We start from the raw sequence: 24,299 nt of genomic DNA, 5'->3' as shown, positions 1-24,299 counted from the left end.
TGAGTGCCCAAAGTTCGTCGTCGAGTATGGGTTTAGCCATGTCCTTTTCGTCGTCGAAACAATGAAAAGGTTAACAGGATTCATCGAGAGTAAACAGCCCCTTTCTTTATTTTGTTAAGAGTTCTTAAGCTGTTCGAACGCACGACCCGCGCCATCCGCCTGACGGACGATGGTCTCGCTTACTACAAGGTCTGCCATCAGGCGCTCGGAAATATTCAGGAGATGGAAGAGGCGCTTACCGGTCATCGCATGCCTCGTGGGGTGCTGCGCATCAGCCTGCCCTACAGCTACGGAATCAAGCGCGTGATCCCCCTGATCCCACAGTACGTCGAGCGCTACATGGGGCACGTCAAGGTTGAAGTTTCCCTAAGCAATGCGTTGGCCGATTTCGTGAAGCAGGATTGCGATATGGCGATCCGCTTAGGGCAGATAGCAGATTCCCGCCTCGTCGTGCGCCGCCTGCATGACGCGCAGCTTCGACTGGTTGCATCGCCCGCCTACCTGCGCCGACATGCCGTCCCCCGCAGCCCAGACGATTTGCAACAGCATGGCTGCCTCGGGTTGCGTCTGCCCGACAGCGGCCGTATTTTGCCTTGGACTTTTTCGGTGGCGGGAAAGACCAATAGCGAAGTAGCGATTCGCCCGAACATGACCTTCGATCACCCTCTGGGCGCCTTGGCCGCCGCACTCAGCGACGCCGGAATTACGCAACTGCTTGACTTCACTGTCGACGACGATCTCCGCAGCGGTCGTCTGGTCGAGGTGTTGGCCGATTTCCGTCCGGCGCCTCAGGTTATCTCGGCGGTTTATTCCGGCAACCGAAATCTTTCAGCAAAGGTGCGGACGTTCCTGGACTTTTTAATCGAAGCGATCTGATGAGAAAACCCTCAGAGCCCTCGGCGCATGAAGGTGCGATCTCTGTGCCGGAGCAGTCATTCGGATGTCAGTGTGAAAGAATAGCCAACGGCCGCTGTTGGCCGATTGGGTGAGTTCGCCAGCGGCCGCTTGGTGGCAATCCCGTTTGCAAAACCTGATTTTGGCTGACTGACCGGTTTGAAGAAAGCTGTCTGACCGGAGTGGGTGGCAACAGACATTCGAGCGTCAAGTGAGAATTGGCGACAATCGCGTGAAGTATGGGTACCGCGTTCCGTTCGAGGGGCTTTTATACTGAACGATCGCTCTGAAGCCGCCGTAGGCGGGTCCGACACTGGTCGGCGTTGGCGATATCGAACCGGACGCCCGCATCATGAACTGGCTGGCCAATACTGTTCTTGTGTTGCACGCGCTGATCGTACTGTTTATCGTCGGCGGGTTAATCGCTATCTGGACAGGCGCATGGTTGAAACGAGACTGGATACGCAACCGCGTGTTCCGGATCGCGCATCTCACCGCGATAGGCGTCGTCGCGATTCTCGCTATTCTTGACATACCGTGTCCGCTGACGGTTCTGGAGGACTGGCTTCGTACCGGACGCTTCGGCCCACAGGGGTTCGTGCAGCGCTGGGTAAGCGACTGGCTGTACTACAACTTGCCGGGCTGGGTATTCGCGATGACCTACGCGGCGTTCCTGCTAGTCGTGGCAGTCACGTGGTGTCGCGTCCCGCCGCGTTCATGAGGCGTCCACATGAGATCGTGTCGGCTGACGCACGCTGCCCGCCACATGCTGCTGCTGGTCTTCTCGCCGACCATCACCACGATCCGCAGCGGGACGGACTATCTATAACGGGTTGACCTGAGCCAATCGTCATCGGACCCAGTTCGGCCACAAGCCGCCGGTCGAGGTCGCCATCCAATCTGAATAATGAAGGGCTCGTTCGCCCTTGCTCAATGGCCGGTCTCCGGCGAGCGAATTACCGGTGGCACTGCCTCAGCCCGCCAGTAACGGACATTCGACTACGGTGTCCAGATCGTTGACGATTCGGTGAATCCAGCAGCACGAGACGCTTCCGGCGCCTAAAGATCTCAAGTCTGTCCGCCGTAAACACGTATGCCCAATCAGCTTCGCGATAAGCCCGATACTACGTTCCGTTGAAAGCCATTCATTGCAAACTGGTCCACATTGAGAATGATCTCATCTGAGTCGAATCTTGACCGTACTACGTCGCTGCCGTCATTTCGACAGCGTTATGTCGTCGGTTGGAGCATTGTCGCGATCATCGCGATGATCGACGCCCTCTGGATTGCAACTAGTGCTCATTCAGTGAGATGGACAAGCCTTATCCCTTCTTGCAAAGCGGCATTAGTCCTGCTCGGCATTTCAGTAGTATTACGGGCCATTGGCCGCTTTCCTCGCTATTACGTCGTTACCAAGAAGTTGCATTACGCGAGGGTGTCGGACACGGCTGCATGGTGCGCGCTGCTTTTGTTGTTCGTATCGGCCACTTGTATCTTGTCTTATCTCTGCGTCTCGCTGGACGCGCCTCTCGTAGAGCGCTCGTTGATTGCGTTTGACCGTTCACTATGGTTCGACTGGCCCGTCGTTTATCAGTGGGTACTGGCTCACCCGCATATCTCGGGAGTGCTTGAATTTGCATATGCAAGCGGACAATGGCAGTTAATGGCAGTACCTGTCTTCCTTGGCTTGTTCGGAACGCGTGAGGAATTGCCCACTTTCTTTTTTTTACTTCTGATTGCAAGCGGATACTTGCTTTTGATCTCAACGCCTTTTCCGGCAACGAGCGCGTTCGTCCATTTCAATGTGAACGACAACGCCGCAAAGGCGACGATGTCCGACTTCGCATTGCTCCGCGCTGGTTCTCAAAGGTTATTGACCTCGCCAATGCACAGGGAGTAGTGTCCCTGCCATCGTTCCACACGGCATTGGCGGTGCTCTTCACGTATTCTTTGCGAAAAGTCCCTTGGCTCCGTCGCGTCGCCGTACCGCTCAACGTGATTATGATTCTGTCTACACCTACGCAGGGCGGTCACTATCTGGCTGACGTGATCGCAGGGCTTCTCCTGTTTGCACTGACTCTCTTTACTTACAACGCAATCGTCCGCCGAAGATCGTCGTTACCGAATGCTATTGCTCTTCCACGCAGTCGGACGGCCGACATTGCTGCTCGCGAGCGTCCGCTTTAGAGCGGCCTCGATGTCTCTTCCGGATCGGGAGTACGCACTGACGACTGGCCGCTTCAGGGCAGCGGAATTCCACTGGCCGCTTTCCAGCGATGAGTTCGAAGAGAGGACTGACGCAGCCCGACCCGTCGCCATCGGGTCAGCAAGGCCGCAACGGCCACTTTTTGATGCCTAACGGGCGTCTGTATTCGAGCAAAAATCAAACGAAAAAGCCCGGCGATTTCTCGCCGGGCTTCGCGGACCGCTAAGTTTCAGCGGTTACAGCATCAGGCGTTGCTCGCGTCCTTACCGTTGCGTGCTTCGATAACGACGGCCTTCACTGCCTTGACGCCGATACCGAGTTGCTTCTTCGCGACGGCCAGACCGTAGCTCGCAGCGATTTCGTCGCTGTCGTTGACGCCGTTCGGTACGCTGACGACCAGCGTACCGTCGTTGAGCATCCGAACGCGGTATTCCGTCACCGCGCCGTCTGCACGAACAACCGTGCCATTCTTCCAGTCGCTGCCCTTGCCCTTGAGGTCCGGCGTCTTGTTGATCAAGCTCGGCGTACCTTCCAGTTCAATGGCGTTGCCGCGATCGACCACGTGGAACGTGCCACGGTTGTCCAGTGCTTCAGGACGATCCGAGCGGAACACGACGAGCGTGTTACGTTGTGCGCTTTCTTCACGTTCGTCATTCAGGCCCAGGCTCGCCTTGCCGTCCATATGCAGGACCGAAGTCGAGAGCGCACCGTCAGCGATATCGACTGCATCCCCACGTTGAGCCGGGGTCACCGGCAGACCAACGATGAGCGCCGGAGCTTCCGTCTTCGCGATCGCCTGGTCGCTGACGACCTTGCCTGCGTTCTTCGTGGCTTGCGCCGTACCGTTCACACCCGTGGCGTCAGCAACGAGCACGGACGGATTGTAGGCCGGGCGAACGTCTGCTTGTGCGACGACAGCCGACGTGTCGAGGATGTAGTTGCCCGCATCCGCGCCAGCCAACGACAGACCTTCGCCGTTCACCAGCTTGTTCGTGCCGACGTTGCTGTTGTCGAACATGCCGGTATTGCCGGCGATCGAGACCTGATCGCCCGCAAGCACGCCATGTAGCGCCAGATCGCCCACTGCTGCAACCGTCTTGCCATCATACGGCTTGTCCTTCGCAGAACCGGTCGCGGTGATGACCTTCTGGCCGATGTCAGCCTTCGCAACTTCCTTCGACGTGTCCAGCGAATAGTTATTTGCGTCGTTGCCGGTCAGGACCAGACCGGAGCCGTTCACTGACTTGTTCTTGCCTGCGTTGCGGTTGTCGAAGTCGCCGTTCGAGCCTTCCGCACGAATGTCGTCACCGTCCACCAGACCGGAGAGCTTCACGTCGGACAGGTGAGCGATAGTGTTGCCGTCGTAGACCTTGTTATCGGCCTTCGCAGACGCTTCGATCGTTTTCGGCGTTATCGCAGCCTTACCGACTTCCGCCTTGTTATCGAAGACGTAGTTCTGCGCGTCTTCGCCTGCGAGGGTCAAGCCACTGCCGTTGACCGACTTGCCCCTGCCTGCGTTCCTGTCTGCGAACGTACCGACCGTCCCGTCCACACGTAGATCATCGCCTGCGACCAAATCGTTGGCGTGCGCATTCTTCAGTTCTGCGACAGTATTGCCGTCATAGACCTTATCGGATGCCGTAGCCGTCAACGTGATCGACTTCGGCGTGATGCTTGCCGTAGCGACTTCGTGGTTTGTGTCCAGAACGTAGTTGCCGGAGTCGTCACCCGCGAGCGAGAGACCTTCGCCGTTGACGGATTTGGACTTGCCGACGTTCTTCGTGTCGAATTTGCCGGTCGAGCCGTCTGCGGCGACAACATCCTGACCGATGACACCAATCAGCTTCACGTTGCTCAGGTCAGCCGTGACGTTGCCGTCATAGGTCTTGTCCTTTGCGTTCGCGGTAGCCGTGATGACCTTCGGATCGATGTTGGCGTGCGCAACCTCGTCGTTCGCGAGAACGTAGTTGTTGGCGTCGGCACCCGTCATACCGAGGCCCGTTGCGTGGACAGCCTTGCCCGTACCTGCGTTCTTGTCTTCGAACGTAGCGCCCGTCGCAGTCGAATCGATGTTGTCGCCGTTAATGGTGCCATTCAGCGTGATTGCACCGATCGTGGCCGTGGTCGTCGCATCGTAGACCTTGTTCTGGGCCGTAGCGCTTGCCGTGATCGTCTTCTGCGTGATCGAAGCACCCGTGACCGTCGTCGTCAGATCATAGTTCTGTGCGTCTGCACCAGCCAGCGACAGACCGGAACCGACAACAGACTTGCCCGCGCCGGCATTCTTGTCAGAGAACGAACCGGTATTACCCGAGATGGACAGGTTATCGCCCGCAACAATGCCAGCCGCGTTGAGTGCGACGTTCGTCAGGTCCGCACGGTTCGTACCGTCGTAAACCTTGTCCTGCGCTGCACCTGTGCCGGTGATCGCGCGTTTGCTGATATCGGCGGTCATGTGCAGCGTTGCATCCTGCGAACCCGAGGCCAGTACATAGTTGCCCACGTCGTTGCCCGTCAGCGACGTGGTGACCGTCACATCCTTGCCGACGCCCGCATTCTTGTCTGCAAACTGGCCGCTTGCCGCCGTGCTCACGTTGTCGCCAGCAATAACGCCAGTAACGGTCGTGTGAGCCGTGGTTGCCGTGTTGCCGTCGTAGACCTTGCCGTCCACGGTCGTAACGCTCGTGAGGGCCTTCGGCGTGATGGTGCCGATGTCACCTGAAAGCGTGTCTTCCGCGAGACGGTAGCCATAGACCTGCACGACCTTCGAGCCGTCCGGGTTCGTGCTGCCTTGGTTCTGTGCGACGCCCAGCTTCACACCGGACAGCGTAACGGTCTTCTCCGTACCTGCGTTCTTGTCGCTGAATTGTGCGTTCGCCAGGTTTGCGTCATTCAGGATTGCGAGCGGAACCTTGTCGCCGTCAATACCGATCAGGCCCGAGACCGCGACGTTACCGAGCGTAATCGTGTTGCCCGTTTGCGTACCATTTGCATCCGTGACAACGGTCGTGTTCGTTTGCGTGGCGGTCGTGCCGTCATATGTCTTCGTGACGTTGCCGACAAGCTTACCGGTCAAGACTGCCGAACGCGAGTACAGGTAACCGTTCTTGCCCGCCTGGTCGCCGTTCAGGATTTGAACGAGGTCCGCACGGTTGCCGACCGGATCGGTGATGGCACCATTCAGGTCCGGTTGACCACGGTCATCGAGCGATGCAACGTCAGTGCCGACCCACTTGCCGTTGACGTTATTGTACGTGCCGTCCGATTCCTTATACGTCGCTTCATAGACCTTGAAATCGACGTCCAGATCGCGGCCGACATCCTTGTCAGGCGTCGTGGAGTAGACGAGCCAACGACCGCCCGTCCCTACCGTCATCGCATCCGAGCCACGGTCGTTCACGAAGTTGCCGCCTTGCGACTCTTGCACGTCGGTGGGCTTGTGGTCTGCCGTCGCTGCTGCGAGGATCGCATTCGTCTTGGCCGTGACCGTGCCATTCTTCGTAATCACGACGTTGCCACGGCCTGTGCTCGTTGCCGTTTGGTCTGCGTTTGCATCGCTGCCGACGTTGGCCGTGTTGTGGTCAACGGAATCCGCTGCCTGGATGAGCACCGAACCGTTGTTGTTCGTGACCGCACCATTCACGACAGCCGTGCCACCGATCAGGCCAACTTGACCGGCTGCGTTGAAAGTGAAGGGCGAGGACGTACCATCCATGTGACCGACTTCGATCGTACCGAGATGATCAGTGCTGCCGATCGCCAGCGAAGGCGTGCCTTGCTGCTGCAGATAAGCGAGGTCGCTTGCGCTCAGGAACGTGCTGGAAGTTGTGTTGCCGGCAACCGAACCGTCGCGGTTGACCGTGCCGTTACCGAGGACCACACCTTGGTCGTTGCTGACAAAGATGTTCGTGCCCTTGTCGGCCGACTTCAGTTGCAGACCGGTCGTCGGGAGGCCCGTCACGCCCGTGTGGCTGATTGCGATCGTGCCACCTTCCAGACCGACGAGACCGGTGGTGGTCGTTCTCGCGCCGGTCTTGTCCAGAACGGACGGGTCGAGCGTCGTGCCCGAGTCGAGCGTGACGGTGCTATCCTTGTCCGTCTTGATCGTAGCGCCGCCGTGAATCTCCCAACCGGAGGTATTGACGTTACCGCCTACGTTAAGATTACCGCCGAGAATCGTCTTGTTCGCGGGTTTCGTTCCACCCGGACCACCTGCATCCGGAACAGCCCGGAACGTGCCCGCTTGACGGGAGCAGCTACCATCGGCACAGACCAGATCGACGGCACTACCGTAGGTGAACGTCGCGGTTTGGCCCGAGTTCCAACCCCAAGCGTAGTTAAAATCGCCGCCGTTGGTCTTGATCTTGCTGCTGACCACCAGATTGCCGCCACCCGCGTGATCCGAATCGGCGTGGATGTAGATGTAGCCGCAATACGTCGTCAGATCGCCGGAAATGGCGAGACCATCTGCGCCCAGAAGCGTAATCGTACCTGCGCCCGGCGTAGCACCATTCACGCCGGTCCAATTGGTGCTGCCATAAGCGCTCGTGGAAGTGGATTTGCCGTTTGCGTCAAGTCCGCCCAATGCCACGAGGTTGAAAACGCCTTGATTGGTGTCGGGATTGTTGCCCGTATTATTGCCGATGTGACCAGTGGGATTACCGCTTCCAAGGTACTGCCCGGCCTCCATATAAATGGAGCCAGCCCCAGACACTTCAAGGGTATTGTTCTTGTTGTCGAACGTGATGAAGCTATTGTTCGCGCCTGTGACGGCCTTGAAACTCACGCCATCCTGAAGCTTGATCTTGCCGTCGCCCGTCGTATAGCCCGCAGCCGTGCTCGTGGCCCCGTGCGCAACTTGCGTCAACGTATTGCCGTTCGCATCCTTCGTCAGGTCGTTGAAGTGAATCAACGTATTGGCGTAAAGGCTCACATTGGCCTCTTGCGCTTCCAGCGTGCTCTCGTAGATATTCAGAACACCGGTGGTGTTCGTCTTCCCCCAGTCCGAAGGATTGGTGCTCGCACTTGCCGGAGCTTCACCGCCCCAGATCTGGATCGTGTCTGGGTCAAGCAACAGCGTACCTGCTGCGCCGAGCGTGGACAGACCATGCGTCACGCCCGCATAGCTCAGACCCGTCTTGCCCGAGACTTCGGCGAAACCACCGTTACCACCGTTCTTCCCGCCACGGATGAAAATCTCGCCCGAGAACGCATTGGTGCCGTCCGACCAGACCGCGATCGTACCGCCATTGCCCTTTTGCGTTGCATCCGCCGACAGAACAACGTTCTTGCCCGTCGTGACCGTCGTCGCATTGTTGACAGTAGCGTCTTCACCATGAAGACCACCACCGACCTTAATCGTACCGCCCCCCAATGCACCATCGGCCTTGATCGTCGCATTGTCGATCGCGATGTTCTTCCCTTCGATCATGACGTTACCGCCCACGCCGTCAGCCGACGAGACGTTCAACGTTCCCGCCACGGTCGTATGGCCGTTTGCTGGGTCGTTGTCCAGAACGATACGACCGTTCTTCGATTGCAGCGAACGCGCTTCAATCACGCCCGTGTTGTTGACTACGCTGCTAATAGCCGCGTCAGCAGCACGCGCCGTCAGCACCACTGCGGAGCCGTCAGCCGAAATCTGCCCTTCGTTGCTCACCAGTGCGTCGAGAGCGCCCTTCGTGACCTGAACGCTGACCAGACCGTCGCCGTTGAAGTCCAGATTGACATCCTGCCCGGCTGCCAGCGCAACGCCCTTCGCGTTGATCGCGCCCTGGTTCGTGACTTGCCGACCGATCAGGGCGACGACACCTTGGCTGTTGATCTTGCCTTGGTTGACGATGTTCCCCATCGCTCCGGCGAACTTCGTTTTTCCCGCCAGGAAGTCGCTGTCGCTGATGTTCGCACTCGAAGCAACGAGACCCGCAACGTTGATGCTCGCGCCCTTGCCGATGACCACGCCACCGGGGTTGATGAGCCACACCTGGCCGTTCGCGTTCATGGCGCCAAGAATCTGGCTCGCGCCGTTACCGCCGATGACCCGGTTCAGCGAAACGGCTGCGCTGTTCGGTTGTGCGAACGTGACGGAGTTGCCTTGACCGATGTCAAAGCCGTTCCAGTTCGTGACCATCTTCCCGGAATTCTGCGTGATGGTCATGGACGAACCGTTTTGCGTGATCGAGCCTTGGCCCGCCACGATTTGACCGCCAGTCGGAAGCGGCGGGGCTGCGTACGCTGCGTCTGCCACGGCAAGGACACCGAGGGCTGCGATCAGGGCCGCGCTACGTGCGCTGCGTTTGCCGCGAGCGTTCGTGTTCTCGGCTACGGCGACGAATGCACCAATCGCGGTATTCCATACCAGCCGATAGACGTGATTCAGTGATGCTTTCTTCATTTGAAGTCCTTTTAAGATCGATCAGAGCGCCGTTCGGTCAGAACGCCATACCGAGTTGGAGCCACGCACGCCAGCTGGTACTCAGGCCATCGGCGTTGTTACCCGCCAGCGAAGCGCCATCATTGCGGCCGATCGTCCGTGCAACAGCCGCGTGTGCGTTCCACCGACCGCTCCACGCGTTCACGCCTAGACCTGCCGAGGTCAACGTCACCCTGTTCGTGTGGCCTTCGTTGATTTGCGAACCGGCGTAGTTCGTGTGGTGCAAACGGATCTGGCCGACATCCACGAATCCAAGCGCCTGGACCTTGACGGATGGAACGCCGATATTCACGAAACGGCGCAGCTCGACCGTCCCCATCCAGCCCTCGTCGCCCGAACCTTCACCGACCGGATAACCGCGAACGCCAGTTGGACCGCCAAGCAGGAACTTTTCCGAACTGTCGAGGTTCGTATTCGACAATTGGCCCGCCCAACCGCCATAAATGCTCCAGTTCGGGTCCAGGGTTTGCAGCCGGCTGAAGTTTGCAGCGAGTTTCGTGAACGTCCCTTGCGTGCCCGCCGTCATCGAGTCCGCCAGTTGATCGACCGGGTTGCCCGACAGGTCGACGTGACCCAACGTCACTGCTACCCGGCCTTCCGTCACACCACCTTGCAGCAGACCGTCGTAACGGTTGCCCGACAGCGAGAACGTCAGGTTGTCAAGCTTGCGCTTGCTCAGGCTCACGTCAAGCGCGCTGTCCTTCAGATACTTGTAGTCGTACATCACGGTCGCATTGAGGTTCTGCGTGCGCGTACGAATGATCGGGTAGTTCAAACCGGCCGAACCAGTCACAGCCGAACCGCGCAGGTCGAGTGCCGAGTAAGCCTCCTGAACCACGCGATAATGCAGATACGAGCCGCCCAGCAACAGGGTCAGGCCAGTGGGCGTCAGCGGCACGCTGTAGCCGAGGTTGGCGACTTCCGTGCCCTGGGTCTTGCTCAGACCGAGCGTGACCTGATCGCCCATACCGAGCGGATCATTCACGAAGAATGTCGCCGTGCCCCGCTCGATGCCCGTGCTGCGGTTGCCATAGTTGTCGATCGACAGTAGGCCGTTGACGATCGGGGTCGGCGTCGTTTCAACGAGGAGCTTACTGGTGCCCGGTTGAGCACCCTTTTGCAGGATAGCCTTGGCGCTCAAGCCCGGACGGTCGTTGATGAGCAGAAGTGCGCGTTCGAGGTCTTCCTTCTTCAGCGGGCGATCGGTCGGAAGGGCTGCGTTCGCGATGGCAGCGATACGTTCGTTGCTGCTGCGCGTTTTGCCTTGGATGGTTACGCGGTCCTTGCCTGATTCCAGACGACCTTCCACGATCGTGATGACGAGATTGCCCGCCGTCAGGTCCTGGGGCGCGAGGTAGGCGTAAGCGAGTGCGTAGCCTCGTCCGCGGAGATATTGGGTGATCGTATCCGCGATTTTTTGCAAGCCCGCATGGGTCAGTTTCTTGCCGACCATCGAGGCAGTAGCAGACTGCAGATCCTCTGCATCTGCCACACTCTTGTCACCGTTGAAGGTGATGGACTTCAGCGTCACGCTCGGGCCGGCTTCCGGTTCGGCTGCGCCCGGTGCGGCTTCGGACGGAATGACTTCCTCCGGGGTTGTGGCTTGCGGTGCGCGTGGTTGCGGGGCCATTTGCTGCTGGTTCAGGAGCGAACCTGCATTCGGTAAAGACTGGGCGTGTGCAGGAGCCGCGAGGATCAGGATCGCCAGACCAATAGGAGTATGAAGTTTTCTTCGGAGGGTCATAGGTTGGTTATGGCCGTTGGTTCAAACTCAAAAATGGCCTCTTTTGGATGCCGAGTAGGTGGTATCGTCCGGCCGTTTGGCATAACAAGACGCAAGGAAGTCATGCATAGCCAGTTATTCGGAGCCGCATTGGGTGTGAGCGATCCGTCGTTCGTGAGCGGCGATGATTTCGAGTCGGTCGCCAAACGGCTGACGACTGAGATGAACTTCACTGCCGGCACTCGCGCTCCGTATCCGGAAGTGGCTGGCGCGCATGCCGTGCATGACACTGTCGTTAAGCGCTACCGGCACCCGAACTTCTTCCCGCATGACTGCATTCTCCAAGTGCGCACTCGCGCGTGAGGCAACCCGATGGCCGCGTCGCGCTCGTCGAGCGCAGTTGGGCCGGCAAGCTCAGCGGCTTACGCTGCTGTTTGAGGCGATGGTGCTCACACTCGCCCAGCAGATGCCTCTGCCGCGGTGGCCCGCACCGCCCTGTGCAAGCGCAACGTCGGGCAGGCGCCTGCCAACGCTCGACGCGTAAAACTCGCGCCCCATGCCGGGCCAGAAAGTAGCACCGCAGAGGAAAGACTTTGTAATTGATTTGCAAGAACTCGCGGATGATATATAAGCTTTCAGAAAAAAACTATTAATAACTGTTAAACCACAACTGCAGAAGATGCGGGCGTCGGCGCGACGGCCGTATGGTTATGGCGCCACCGACAGAACGCACACGCGCCGGCCAGTTTTGCTACAACACGCCGCAGTCATGCTTGGCGACCATCCTTGATCCTGCGCCAAGGGACACGTCGGGAAAGACGATTCGGCTTTTCATGGAACGGTGCACCTGCGGACTCCCCCGCTAATAACCGCTCGGCAGCGCCTGCATGTGGTTCGCAGCGCGTGTGTTGCCTGAGATCCCGCCGATGCGCGTTTCAGTAGTTCTCAAGATGTACCTGTTGCGCGTTCAGGAATTGTCCAAACACGAAGGAAAAAATGGCGCTGATCGGCGATTTGCTGGGCGGGCTATTGTGCGAAAGGAATTGAAAGGATGCGCCGCGCATATCGCACAGGTTCGTGAGACGGTCGTCGTATTCGATCAAAATATGAGTTTCGCGCGGCCCCGATTCATAGAAATCAACGCGTGGATAATGACTCCAGCATTTTAAAAGCCTGTAAGCCGCCATTGAGCTCGCAGGCATGCCGTCGAGACAGCTGATAGGGCCGCCGCAATGGCCGTTGCTCTACAAATCCGAGCCTAGCCTCATTCTCGAGGACCGGCCCGCTCGGTTTTGAACGGTATTGAACTGCGCTATCGACTTAGGCCCGGGTCGAAGCGTAAGCTATCCATAAACCACGCCCTTCCCACGCGCGGCTGATTCACAGAGGTTACCTGTCCATATGCAACTGAACGGACAGGTGTACATGAACGGAAGAAGGGTCGCAGGGCCGTCTGATAGCTGGTTCGAAACGCGAGCTGGTATCGGCATGTCTCAAGCGAGGCGTATCGATAGCGCGCACTGCGATGGATCATCGCTATGGTCGCCGCAGCCACCGCGAAAAGCACCAGTGTGGATGTGCCGCTGGAAGACTTCGATAACCGGCTCGATGATGATTTCGCGCGTCGGCTCGGCGGCATGATCGGGGACGGCGATATGCTCACTGAAATAGCCATACGCCGCGTTAGCAGCGTTTGGCGAGCCGGGCTAATGGCGGCTCACCGGCCCAAACGGCCATTGGAGTAACCGGCGCGCCGGCGAAACGAGTGTCTGCTATTGGCCGCTCACCGCCCTATGCGGTTAGCATAAACAAAACGAGTTTGCCGTCCGCGGTCCGCAGCACACGCCCAAACTGACCGGTGGGTGACCTTGCGTGGGCTGCCTTGTTACGTTCGGGTGCAGCCCTGTTGCGATAGCACTTTCGCAAGGCGATGAATGCTCTCGGCATGGCCCTGAAGTTCCGTGTGAACACCGTACAGCGCAATCGTCAGTTTTCCGCCCTTCGTATGCCCGTCCCGCACCACTCGGACGTTCCGGTACGGATACGATCGAGCAACGAGGAGACACACCACGAGGTGTCTCTCATAAGCGGTCACCCGATAAAACGCTCCGCCCATGCGGAAGATTGACTCACCAAACGACGCGATAACACGCGCTTGCGCAAGCACCGGTCCAGCGTTTTTGTCGGCTTTTCGCAAGACGGCCGGCCACAAAACGAAGATCGCAATTGCAAGGGCAATGAACGCTCCAATTAGGAACGCTCCTTCTGAGAGACTAAGTATTGCATGGAAAAAAGGCTTCATCGTTTTCACGGGGACTCAAGCGCTCGATTGGCCTGGGCGTCGACGCAGCGGGGATTCGGGTGCTTCGCTTCAATCGATCACAATATCGAGAACGCCGAACGCGCCTCTCATACATGAACGCCGAACCGCTTGTTCTTGGCTGACCGGAGTGGTCTGGAATTGTCGACGATCTCTGCACCGTGTCGACTGTTTGCCTGTGGCCGAAGCAGGGCCGATGACAATCGCACCAAGCCGACCCACAAGGGACGGTCAGCCTGCCGCGAAGCGGACATTCAGACTTGCTGAGAATGGCCCTCCAGATGAGAAGGGAGTAACAACCATCGGTCGAGAAACACCGCGTCAGGCAATGCCGGGCTTCATTGATTCACGGACGCGATACGCCGTGACTTTCGCAATGGTCCCGCACGCCCGGCCGTTCGGACCGCCCTTTGTCATACCGCACCAGCGTTTGCTGCCGTTGCGCGTGTGATCGTAAAAAGCCCATTGGCAATCGGGACACGTCTTCAGACGCGACCACTCGCCCGACGCAATAGCATTTGCCACTACGGCCACGAGATAGCCGACGAAGCTTGCTTCCGACGATTCGATAAACAACTTTGTCGCGCTCCCCACCCGTTGGGTTTTCAAGCTCAGTGCAGCGCTGCTGAACCACTCATTCAGTGTCTGTTCACGGGCGGCCTCTGCATGGCATGCACTGCGGAGATCGGCACGGAGCCGCTGCAACTTACCCAGCGTATCGGTCCTCGATCGCGATTGCTGCGGAAATTCCTTGCGCCACAGTTCGGGCGCACGTGCCAATTCAGGCAGTGCATCTGTTTCTTCACGCGTGTCGTTTGGGATTGACCAGCTGTTGATGAACCGCCGCACGACTTCAAGCTCTCCGGGTGCAGTCTGATTGTGGTCCGGCATGGCGTCTCCGTGTTGCAAAAGCGCAGAGTTTACGTAACCATCAAAATACTACGATGGTTACATGGATGCAAGATGCTCGCCACGGCGCATTCGACCGGTCCGACCTTTTCACGCGACGTCCGGACACTGTTGCGGATGCAGGGCGTGATGAACGCTTCGCACTTCATGACGGTTCCGCTTCTCGCGTTACATATGTCGATAACGCTGCATTTCAATTCCGTGGCGCTTGCGACCGTGATGTCGGCGAACCTGCTTTCCGCCCAGGCGCTGCCGCTGATTGCCGGCGCGGTCGCTGACCGCTTCGGCTCCCGGCAAATGATGGCGCTGGGGCTTGGGTTGAGAGGATTGGGATTTCTTGGGTTCGGCGTCACTAACGACGTCACCGCCTGGGTATGCTTTGCCTTGGCGGCTGGTTCGGGCGTCGCTTGTTACGAAGCTGGCCTGTATGGAATCCTCGGGGTCGCCAACCGAAGGCGTCGCTTTCCGCCCTGTTCGCCGCGAATAACCAGATGCTGAACATGGGGACTGCCGTCGGCCCGATAATCGGCGGACTGGCGGGACTGGCCGATACTCGTCTTGCGTTCGGAGCAAGCGCCCTTTTGTTTGGCTTGCTCGGCGCAACTGTCCTTCGACTGAAGGTCGAGCTCCCCGAAACATCGGATCGCGGTTCTGTTCTGTCAAGCCTGCGCACGGCGGCGGCTAACCGGGATCTATGGCGTTTGATCGCCGCAGCGTTCCCCTGGTTTTTCTTGTTCCCGCAACTGTATATCGCATTTCCACTGTATGCCGGACGCTTGGCGGGTCCGCACGCGGCAGCAGGCAGATACCGGCCTGCGAAAACGGGCCGGACATAAGCGTGCTGCCTTTACCTGCCAGCCAACATCGCAGAATTGTTTGCAATCCGGGAGGCGTCCACATAAGACCTTCCCGAGGTCTTACCGCAAGCTCGTACAACTCGTTAATTGGGTCAACGTCGATGGCAATCGTTACAACCGTTTCCAACGACTGCGACACCGCAGGAGCACTCCGACCTAATGTTCGAGGATCGGATCCATGAGGCGACAGACGGTATGCCGGATCGAGATCGTTGGTGACGCCGCAGCTGCCCTACTCCCACGACTGCGCCCGTCGACGGGTGCGGCCGATATAAAACGCGTTAAGAGGTCTCGGACGTGGACTCGTTCATCGAAAATGAAGCGAAAAACCGTAGCCGTTCGACCGTGATGTTCTGATTACCGTCTCCGAGTAGGGAACTGTCAGTCTGACGGGACAGCCACTCGATGAATTCGGCACGTGACTTGAACAGCTTCCCTCCCGCGACCTGTACAACCCTGACAAACTCCTCGCCGGATCTTGGCGTGATGACCTCTCCATCCTCCACAACCGAATAAACATAGGCATCGCCGTATTTGGTCAGTCCCATTCCGCAATAGTAGGCATGAGCGTACGCAAGGACGTTGCCAGCATCAAGTCGATCCGTGACTCCACTGGCAAGCTCGAGCCCCACTGATGTCGATGGATCTGTTCGATCGCTTTCTCGAACAGGACCGGTGCTCTGAGACATATATAGACGAACTGCCCATACAAGGAAAACGGCTGCGCAGCAAGCGCCGACGAGGCCAGCAGTGATCCAAAGGTATTTTGGCACTCCAGTTGCACGCACAGCATCGCGCCACGGGGACGTGGCAGCGAGCACTCCGATGACAATGAGCATCCGTAACATGACGTCAAGGCTTCACGCTGGGGTGGTCTAGCCGTTTCGCCCGCCTGACTGAGCGACGCGTACGGACCGGTTGATAACTGAGCATTTTACCGCCTTGCGATGGCAGCCCATGACATGGTGGTGTGCCTGTCGAGCTTTCCTCGTATTCCGGTGATCGCCAATCATCCCCCGTTTCGGGATATCAGCGAGTAAAGAAACGTTCTTCACGCATTCTCCGGGGAGCCGCTTACCGACACGCAATAGTTCGAAGTCAACCGGCCGTTGAAATGACGACGAAATCTGCCTCGTGAGCAGCAACTATTGGCCGAATCCGAGCCGACGGCGAACGCACCAAACCGGCCCACTGCCGCCGGTCGCCATCGCGCGACCGTCAGCCATCTGACGCAATAGCATCAGTAGCTCTTCGATTGCCCGCAGCGTATTCCACAGACCCGAATCGATCGACTCATTGACTTCTGCAAGGAGCGATTTTATGTCGAACGCCCTGACCGGTGTGGCAGCGGAACCTTGTGACGGAACCGTCCTCTATCTGCAGCATTACGCCGTGGCAAGCGGCACAGGCATACTTCGACAGCTTCCCCCGCACTGACACAACATCGTTGGCCATGAGGGCCTGCTGTCGAGCGTAGCCGACGCCGGTCGCACCGCTTACCGCGAGCCGTCCGGCGCTAGCTTCACAGCTCACTTCATTTGCTTCCCTGAACGGCGATCGACACATACCGGTCCGGTTGCAGGCACGCGATCAGTGCGTGAGCATCGCCATCCGCACAATGCGTTCTCGGCTGGCTCGAGCCGACGCCTTCCACACGGATGACGCGGCCGTCCAGTCCGTGAGCAACAAGATAGTCACGCACGGTCTCAGCCCGCGCAAGCGACAATGGCCCGTTGACGGATTCGCGACCGAGCCTGTCGGTATGACCGACGACCGTGACTGCGCTCACCTGGTCGTGTGCGCGAATCCGTTCGGCGATCCTGGCGAGTTCGACTTTCGCGGCAGGCAACATCGACTCAGGTGCCGACTTGCCGAAAGGAAACAGCGCATCGCTTTGCAACGTGAAGTCCTCGATCGTGGCAGCTTCCGCTACTGCCAGGACCGGTTGGACGGACGTCTTACTGGCCGCCTGGCCGCAACTGAAAAGCAGAACACGTGGGTCATGGCGGTTGTCATCCGCGGCACGAACGCGGTCGAGCCGATCGATCGGCTGCACCGCCGTGCCGCCGCAGATGCGTTGCGCCACTTCCATGCACGTCGCCGCGCTTTCGAGGAGTCCGTGGCACTCGGCCCGGTATGTCCTCACGCCGTTGCTCGCGTCGACGGAATACGCATTGAAAGTCGGACCGCTTCCCGCAGTACATCCGGTCACGGTAAGTGCAGCGGTACACAAAAGACTTGAAAAGAAAAGTCGGTTCATCAGGTACTCCATAGACTGTATGTGGCGGAGAATGCGGGACACGCGGCTGCGGCCCCGCCCTCACGACTTACCATTGCATTGCCGCGCCGACGCCGACCGTCGTGCCCCCTGGGCTTATGCCCACGCCTGCTTTCATCTTCAGGTTCTCCGCGAGGCGCGCCGTACCGCCAATTGCCACTGCCTGATAGCCCCGGAAGCCGGCCGTGCCGATACCGAGCGACAGCGTCTTGTCCTTGTCCACTTCAGGGATCATCGTCAATGCAGTCGCCGCGGCGATGCCCGAATAGGCGTTTCGCGCAGTCGAATTGATGCCGTTCTGCAGTTCATTCATCCGGGTATCGGTGTATGCGTTCGCCTGAGAAAGCGCGGCGTTCAACTGCGAGACGTTGACCGCGTCGGTAGCCGCGGTGCCGGCGGCCACATTGATGACCTGTCGGGTCGACGCGGCGGAGCCGACGGCCACCACGTTCGCGCGGCCACCGTCGTTGCTGTCCGCGCCGAGCGCCGTCGAGCCGCTGCCCGTTGAGGTTGCGCCGGCTCCCACCGCGGTCGAACCGGTGCCCGCCGCTGTCGAGCCGTTGCCCACCGCGGAGCTGTTGTTGCCCGAAGCCACGGCGCCCTGGCCACCCGCCGACGAGTTCGTCCCCGAAGGCGTCGGCGGCGTCGGTGTGCCGGGCGACGACGAGAAGCTGCCGCCGTTATTGGTCGTCTGCTGGTTGATGAGCGTCGTCAACCGGCTTGCAACTGCGTCGAGCTGCGACACGTTCACAGCATCCGTGCCGGACTTGCCCGCCGCGAGGCCGGTGATCTGCCTGTTGCCGACGTTCACTTCGCCTATCGACGATTGCGGACTGCTCAAGCCGTACGCGATGTAGTTGCTCAAAGCACCCACCGTCGTGGCCGATCCAGCTCCGAGCGCGACGCTGTTCACAAACGACGCGCTCGCGCCTGCGCCCAACGCAAGGGCGTCGATTGCCGTGCTGTGCGCGCCTGAACCGATGGCGATGGACCCGGCGTTGGCCGCGCTTGCGTTCGCCCCTTGAGCGATGGACTGCGCGCCGCTCGCGACCGAGCCGCTGCCCACGGCAATCGCATCCGCCTGTGCCGAGTTCGCAGCCTGCCCGATGGCGACCCCTCCCGGCGCCGTCGAATCGACGATCGCGCCGTTGCCGATGCCCACGCCGTTGTCGCCGTTGACCACGGTGGTCGGTCCGACTGCAATCGATTCTGCACCGACCGCCAGCGAATCCGCAGCCGTCGAGTTCGCGTGGAAGTACATCTGCCCGGTCACTGCAAACGAAGACAATGCGCCGGCCAGCTGGCGGATCGTCACGGCATCGTGCGCCTGCGTACCATCGGCGACATTGGTCAGCTGACGATACGTGTTGCCGCTTGCGTTACCGAACGACACCGCGCCGAGCAACGTCTGATCCGCCGTGTTGAACGGAATGGCGTGCGTGCCGTTGGCAATCGAACCGACGCCCGACAGCACCGCACGATCTGATACGGATCCCGAACCAATCGCCACGCCGCCCGCCACCGATGCACTCGACAGCGCGCCGAGCGCAACCGCGTTGTCCGCGAGCGCCGAAGCACCATTGCCGCCCGCAAAGCTGCTCACGCCGCTCGCCGTGGCCGCCACGCCCGCCGCCAGCGCGTTGAGACCGGTCGCGCCGTTGTTGTTGTAGTTGCCGCCTTGCGTGCCGCCGTCATTAACGCTGTAGTAATGCGTCTTGTCGGCGGCGACGGTGCTCGCGAGACTGTCGATAGCCTGGTTCGTCTGATAGAGCTGCGAGCCGTTCACTGCATCCGTGCTGCTGCCGCTGAGGCTGCCCGCCGCCACGTTCTGGATCTGGCGCTCCGCACCTGGCGCGCCTACGCTCACCACGCTAGTGGGATTGGTGCCGGCAAAGCTGTACACCGTCCCGTTGATCGTCGTGCTCGGGGTGGGCGTCGCGGTACCGGTCTGCGAGCCGGAACCCAGCGCGACATCGTTCGCATTGTTGGCGACCGCGTTCGGGCCAATCGCGACGCTGTCGGTCCCGAGCGCCTGGCTGTCCGTCGCCGTCGAGTTCGCGTGGAAGTACTTGATGCCCGGCGCGCTGCCGCCGCCGGTAATGGCGGTAATGAGATTCTGTACCGAGGTATAGGTGTTGCCGCCGTAGCTGAGGCTGGTGGTGAGCGCTCCGGTCGTAGTGTTGTACGTGGTGCTTCCGCCGAGGCTCGATGCGACGCTGCTGCCGAGGTTCGTCACCTGGCCGCCAATCGTGTTGATAGCGGTATCGGCGGCGAAAAGCTGCGAGCCGTTTACAGCGTCCGTGCTGGAACCATTCACGCGTCCGGCCGCGACGTTGGTCAACTGGCGCGGCGCCGCCGAGGTGCCCACGCTGACGACGCCGCCGGGCGCACCACCCGCATAGATCACGGTCGTGCCGTTGACGATGCCGCTCGGGGTGGGCACTGCCGCCGATGTCACCGTCGATCCCTGGCCGAGCGCCACATTGGAACCCGTGACACCGCTCGTGATGCTCGCGCCCTGGCCGAGCACCGTGGAATTCGCCACGCCGTTGTCGGTGGACTGATTGCCGACCACGAGCGAGGCGGCCCCGCTCGCCGATGCGCCAAAGCCGCCGGCCGCCGCGTTCGCACCGGAAGACACCGGTTGCGTCGACGTGACAGAGGTGTTGGACACGAACGGGCCTACGCTGCCGCTCGTCAGACTGTCGACAGCCTGGTTGGTCGCATAAAGTTCGCTGCCGTTCACCGCGTCGGTGCTAGTCGCGCTCACGCGGCCCGCAGCGAGATTCGTCAGCGTGCGCTCATTGCCAACCGAGCCGATGCTCACCGTGCTGCCGGGCGTCGTGCCTTGCACCGCGTGCGTGACGCCGCCCACGGTGACGGTCGCTGTGTCGACGGCCGCTGCGGTGGTGCTGCCCGAGCCGAGCGCCACTGCGTTCGCGTTGGTCGCCGACGCGCCGGCGCCCAGCGCAATCGCGCCGCCGAGGTTCGCCACTGCCGAGTCGCCGAGCGCGAGCGCGCTTGCGCCGGTTGCGGTGCTCGCGTTGCCGAGCGCGACGGCGCCTTGGCCGCTCGCCGTGTTGCCGTTGCCTTGCGCAACCGCGCCATTGCCGGTCGCCGTGTTGTCCGCGCCTACCGAAATTGCGCCATTGCCGGTTGCGCTATTCGGATCGCCGATGGCGACGGCGCCGTTGCCGCTGGCCGTCTGCGCCTGGCCCAGCGCGACGGCGCCGGTGCCGCTCAGCACCTGGGAACTGTGGCCGCCGGCAATCGAGCCGGCGCCTGCCGCGGCGGCGACAGTGTTGGTGTCGCCGATGGCGACCGTCGACGCGGCTTGCGCATTGGATAAACGGCCAATCGCAACGGCTTGGGCAGCACTCGCACTGGCACCGTTACCCATCGCCACAGCGGCCGTGCCCGCACTTTGAGCACCCGATCCTTCCGCAATGGCGGCCACGCCTGACGCAATAGCCTGATTACCGAAAGCCAGCGCAAAATTGCCGGACGCATTTGAGAAGGGGCCGATAGCAACGGCACTTACCCCAGCCACACTTGCCTGAATGCCCATTCCGATGCCGTAGAGACCCGAAGATTGCACGTCCGTGCCGATGGCAATAGCCGATTCCGCCGCAGCCCCCACACCGGTCGTACGCGCGCCGACGTAAATGGCGTTGAGGGCGGTTGAATAGGCCTGCCAGCCAATCGCCGTCGCGTGGGTGGTGGTAGCTTGGGTCGAAAGTCCTACCGCGGTCGCACCATTGCCGTTGGCGTTGGTGCTGCCACCTAATGCAGTCGAACCGATGCCGGCCGTAGCGTTCTCACCGACGGCGGTCGCATTCCCTCCGTTTGCCTTTGCACTGACGCCGACCGCTGTGGCATTGCCGGCCGTTGCCAGCGCACCTGCACCTAGTGCAGTGGCATTGCCGACCGTTGCCTGCGAACCTTCACCTATAGCGGTCGTGTAGCTGCTCGCTGCCTGGGAAGAGTCGCCAAGTGCGGTGGCGTGGTCTCCGGTTGCTTTCGCCAGGGGACCGACGGCCGTTGAGAGGTTGCCGCTGGAAACCGCGTCGACGCCAATACCGATTGCCGCCGACCCGCTCGCGGTGACGTCCGTACCGATGCCAATCGCCGACTCTGCAGTTGCGCCCGTTCCCGCTGCAGTGCGAGCGCCCACGTAAATAGTGTTGGTGGTGGACGCTATCGCCTGGAAGCCGAACGACACGGCGTTAAGTCCCGTACTGCTCGCGCCATACCCGACCGCGGTGGCGCCGCCTCCCGATGCCGAGGACATAAAGCCCACGCAGGTCGTGCTGCCGCTATAAAAGTTGTAGGGCGCCGCGGAGCAGCTTGCCTGCGCCTGCGCCTGCGCACCCCATCCGCCCACGCCCATTGCTAGCAGCACTGTCAGCACGCGTGGATTCGCACCGCGGGGCGTAATGGAACCGGATTCGCCCCGTTCACCGTTGCGCCCATCGCATACGGAGGCAGCTTCCCCTGACTTCCCCTTCCCGCGCGAGTTGTCCAGCTCCGATGCCGCGACGAAGGCGCCCAGCGCCCTGTTCCAGATGGTCCGATATGCCCTGTTCATGTCGTTGTCCCGCTGAATAATTGAAATATGAAAATCATAAGTACGAGCGTGCGCACGCCTCCCGTTACTTAGGATGTCTATCTACATCGTTTATGACGTCTCCTGGGGCCGAATTGCTTTAGCGTTGGTGTTTCCGGAAGGTGCTTATGGTCTTGATGAATAACGAATGGTCAGTGCGACCGAAGAACACTTCTCGCACAATGAACTCGCATGCATAAAGGAAAAAGCAAGCCTCAACCGGATATCCGGCTTTCGGACAAAGTGACTGCTGAGACGATTGATGGATTGCCGCGTTACGAAGGCCCGAACCGACACGGCACAGCGACAGCAATGGGGCGGCGGAGCGCCCATTGCCGGCCTTGATGTTGTGGTCTCGCCGAGCGTGCGCCCGGACTCTTTCGGACTCGGATACTCATGGTTGCCTGCCTCTGATGCCGCATCACTTCGTTTCGCCGGCGCTTAATGGCGACATTGTCGTATGCCACGCGCGAGCTCTTTTCATTCAATAAATGAGCACTATGTGAGACGAGGGTCGACCTACTCGCGTTAGATGCGCTGCCTAGCATGAGGTATTGCGTAACAAAAAGAAAGTTGTGTGCTCAAGGGAACTTTCTCACAAGGTTTTTCATTTGTCCACGGAAAGCCTGCGACTATTTCCGGGTATTGCAGGATTTAACAATTGAGAGGGAGCTGCAATTCCCCCGCGACTTCAGAATGAAGTCCAATTATGCATGGCGCAATGCCGATGAGCGCCCGGCGTTGCTTTGCATGAGGCCGAAACCGTTGGGGGTGCGGCTAAAATCTTGGACTGGTTTGTGCCGCAATTCCGAGACTTTGCCGGTATTAGAGGGGGCTGAGAGAGCCGAGCGAGACCTTGATCCGCGTTGCGTTGTACCAGCGGATGTAAGAGTCGGGGATCTCAATGAAGTGTTCAACGGTCGTCGCCCGCCAGTCACGAGGACAAAACAGCTCCGTCTCGAGCCGCCCCGAAAGTCTCTTTGACGACGCGGATCTGCCGTCCGACTTGGCGCGGCCTAGCGGCCGCCCTAACAAGCGTTAACAAAATGAGTTCTTCAGTTTTCGCCAGCAGATGATGCAGCAGGCGATTTTCATGAAGGCTTCATGGATGAATGCAAGACGTTCGAAGCGGATGCGCAGTCGTCGAAAGTTATGGAGCCATGAAATGGTGCGCTCGACAACCCAGCGTGTTTTGCCGAGTCCGCTGCCGTGTGGCTCGCCACGTCGAGCGATTTCAGTCACGATGCCGGCTGCGTGTAGCGGACGGCGGTATTTGTCGTGATCGTAGCCCCGGTCGCCCTGAACAATGCGGGGCTTCGAAAGCGGCCGGCCGCGCTTGCCAGCAATGGGCCGGATGGCGTCAACCAGTGGGTGAAGCTGGGTAACATCGTTACGGTTGGCGCCCGTGAGGATTACCGCGAGCGGGATGCCCTGTGCTTCGGTGATGAGATGGTGCTTTGAACCTGGTCGCGCGCGGTCCGTGGGATTCGGTCCCGTTTTTGACCTGCGCCCACTGCGCGGATCGAAGAGGAATCGACGACGACACGGGACCAGTCAATCTGGTCAGCCGCGCGCAGCTTTGCGAGCAGGACTTCATGCAGTCGGTCCCAGACGCCGGCAGCCTGCCAGTCCCGCAGACGGCGCCAGCAACTCATGCCGCTGCCGCAGCCCATCTCGCGCGGCAGCAGGTCCCAGCGCAGGCCCGTCTGCAGGATGAACAGAATGCCCGTGAGCAGCCCACGATCATCGAGCGGCTTGCGCCCTGGATAACGGCTTCGCCTTGGTTTGGGAGGGGGCAGCAATGGTTCGATGAGTGCCCAAAGTTCGTCGTCGAGTATGGGTTTAGCCATGTCCTTTTCGTCGTCGAAACAATGAAAAGGTTAAGGAAGGTCTGCAAAAGTCCTGGCATTGACGCCCCGTTCAGCTATCCTGGAACCAACGCGAATTAGTTGAGGAGAAGAGTGATGTCGCAGTTGGGTCTTGGTCTGGATCTGTCAACGAAGCGCACGCGCAAGCGGGAATTTCTCGATGAGATGCGGCGTGTTGTGCCTTGGTCGAAGCTGATTGCGCTGA

15 protein-coding genes and 3 pseudogenes are annotated in these 24,299 nt (G+C 60.0%); 9 read left to right on the top strand and 9 right to left on the bottom strand.

Annotated features, from left to right (window positions below):
- The first annotated feature begins 222 nt into the window (after positions 1–222).
- From C0Z16_RS35050 to C0Z16_RS39715, 4 genes are all read left to right on the top strand, one after another.
- Complete coding sequence (locus C0Z16_RS35050; RefSeq protein ID WP_244201482.1) at positions 223–876, top strand: substrate binding domain-containing protein; 654 nt, start codon at positions 223–225, stop codon at positions 874–876.
- Positions 877–1,246: 370 nt separating this feature from the next.
- Positions 1,247–1,615, top strand: coding sequence for a DUF2784 domain-containing protein (locus tag C0Z16_RS35045; protein WP_102636562.1), 369 nt, complete (start codon positions 1,247–1,249; stop codon positions 1,613–1,615).
- Between the two features lie 450 nt (positions 1,616–2,065).
- Positions 2,066–2,794 (top strand): phosphatase PAP2 family protein, encoded by a 729-nt coding sequence (locus C0Z16_RS35040; protein WP_102636561.1) that lies wholly within the window; start codon positions 2,066–2,068, stop codon positions 2,792–2,794.
- Entirely contained in the window at positions 2,740–3,081 is a 342-nt protein-coding gene (locus C0Z16_RS39715; RefSeq protein WP_407070729.1) for a phosphatase PAP2 family protein, read from the top strand. Before C0Z16_RS35040 ends, C0Z16_RS39715 begins: the two co-directional genes overlap by 55 nt.
- A gap of 263 nt (positions 3,082–3,344) precedes the next feature.
- Here the strand turns inward: C0Z16_RS39715 and C0Z16_RS35025 are convergent, their stop codons facing one another.
- Both C0Z16_RS35025 and C0Z16_RS35020 read right to left on the bottom strand, forming a co-directional pair.
- Positions 3,345–9,494 (bottom strand): YDG domain-containing protein, encoded by a 6,150-nt coding sequence (locus tag C0Z16_RS35025; protein ID WP_102636558.1) that lies wholly within the window; start codon positions 9,492–9,494, stop codon positions 3,345–3,347.
- A 37-nt stretch (positions 9,495–9,531) separates the two neighbouring features.
- Positions 9,532–11,163 (bottom strand): ShlB/FhaC/HecB family hemolysin secretion/activation protein, encoded by a 1,632-nt coding sequence (locus C0Z16_RS35020; RefSeq protein ID WP_244201481.1) that lies wholly within the window; start codon positions 11,161–11,163, stop codon positions 9,532–9,534.
- Positions 11,164–11,379: 216 nt separating this feature from the next.
- Between C0Z16_RS35020 and C0Z16_RS35015 the strand changes: the two are divergent.
- Positions 11,380–11,832: pseudogene (locus C0Z16_RS35015) on the top strand (ISL3 family transposase); the annotation flags it as partial.
- 962 nt (positions 11,833–12,794) lie between these two features.
- On the top strand, positions 12,795–13,001 hold the full coding sequence (locus tag C0Z16_RS35005; RefSeq protein WP_102636554.1) for a hypothetical protein: 207 nt from the start codon (positions 12,795–12,797) through the stop codon (positions 12,999–13,001).
- 140 nt (positions 13,002–13,141) lie between these two features.
- Here the strand turns inward: C0Z16_RS35005 and C0Z16_RS35000 are convergent, their stop codons facing one another.
- Together C0Z16_RS35000 and C0Z16_RS34995 are read right to left on the bottom strand one after the other, a co-directional pair.
- Entirely contained in the window at positions 13,142–13,567 is a 426-nt protein-coding gene (locus C0Z16_RS35000) for a hypothetical protein (RefSeq protein WP_146014407.1), read from the bottom strand.
- A 330-nt stretch (positions 13,568–13,897) separates the two neighbouring features.
- Positions 13,898–14,467, bottom strand: a complete 570-nt coding sequence (locus C0Z16_RS34995; protein ID WP_102636552.1) for a CGNR zinc finger domain-containing protein — start codon at positions 14,465–14,467, stop codon at positions 13,898–13,900.
- A gap of 72 nt (positions 14,468–14,539) precedes the next feature.
- Here C0Z16_RS34995 and C0Z16_RS34990 point away from each other — a divergent pair, with 72 nt between their 5' ends.
- Both C0Z16_RS34990 and C0Z16_RS39710 read left to right on the top strand, forming a co-directional pair.
- Complete coding sequence (locus C0Z16_RS34990) at positions 14,540–14,983, top strand: MFS transporter (protein ID WP_102636551.1); 444 nt, start codon at positions 14,540–14,542, stop codon at positions 14,981–14,983.
- On the top strand, positions 14,977–15,321 hold the full coding sequence (locus C0Z16_RS39710) for an MFS transporter (RefSeq protein ID WP_102636550.1): 345 nt from the start codon (positions 14,977–14,979) through the stop codon (positions 15,319–15,321). Before C0Z16_RS34990 ends, C0Z16_RS39710 begins: the two co-directional genes overlap by 7 nt.
- A 302-nt stretch (positions 15,322–15,623) precedes the next feature.
- Here the strand turns inward: C0Z16_RS39710 and C0Z16_RS34980 are convergent, their stop codons facing one another.
- The 5 genes and pseudogenes from C0Z16_RS34980 to C0Z16_RS34955 all read right to left on the bottom strand — a co-directional run bounded on the left by C0Z16_RS34980 (position 15,624) and on the right by C0Z16_RS34955 (position 24,076).
- Positions 15,624–15,890 carry a hypothetical protein gene (locus tag C0Z16_RS34980; RefSeq protein WP_102636549.1) on the bottom strand — a complete coding sequence of 89 codons (267 nt, stop codon included), beginning with the start codon at positions 15,888–15,890 and terminating at the stop codon, positions 15,624–15,626.
- Positions 15,891–16,876: 986 nt separating this feature from the next.
- On the bottom strand, positions 16,877–17,434 hold the full coding sequence (locus tag C0Z16_RS34970) for an OmpA family protein (protein ID WP_244201480.1): 558 nt from the start codon (positions 17,432–17,434) through the stop codon (positions 16,877–16,879).
- 235 nt (positions 17,435–17,669) lie between these two features.
- A complete protein-coding gene (locus C0Z16_RS34965; protein WP_102636546.1) occupies positions 17,670–22,208 on the bottom strand; it encodes an ESPR-type extended signal peptide-containing protein in 4,539 nt (1,512 codons plus the stop codon).
- An 843-nt stretch (positions 22,209–23,051) separates the two neighbouring features.
- Positions 23,052–23,198, bottom strand: a pseudogene (locus C0Z16_RS38310) (IS3 family transposase); the annotation flags it as partial.
- Positions 23,199–23,264: 66 nt separating this feature from the next.
- Positions 23,265–24,076, bottom strand: a protein-coding gene (locus C0Z16_RS34955) for an IS5 family transposase (RefSeq protein WP_102636545.1) whose coding sequence is annotated in 2 segments (ribosomal slippage) — positions 23,265–23,728 and positions 23,728–24,076 — 813 coding nt in all. Because the reading frame shifts where the segments join, the coding sequence is not laid out codon by codon here.
- Between the two features lie 114 nt (positions 24,077–24,190).
- On the opposite strand from C0Z16_RS34955, the pseudogene C0Z16_RS34950 reads away from it, so the two are divergent.
- Positions 24,191–24,299 (top strand): annotated as a pseudogene (locus C0Z16_RS34950) (IS5/IS1182 family transposase); the annotation flags it as partial.

Origin of the sequence: Paraburkholderia rhynchosiae, assembly GCF_002879865.1 — a bacterium.
Classification (GTDB): domain Bacteria; phylum Pseudomonadota; class Gammaproteobacteria; order Burkholderiales; family Burkholderiaceae; genus Paraburkholderia; species Paraburkholderia rhynchosiae.
The sequence above is the reverse complement of the archived record's forward strand: the minus strand, read 5'-3'. Positions and strand labels throughout refer to the sequence as shown.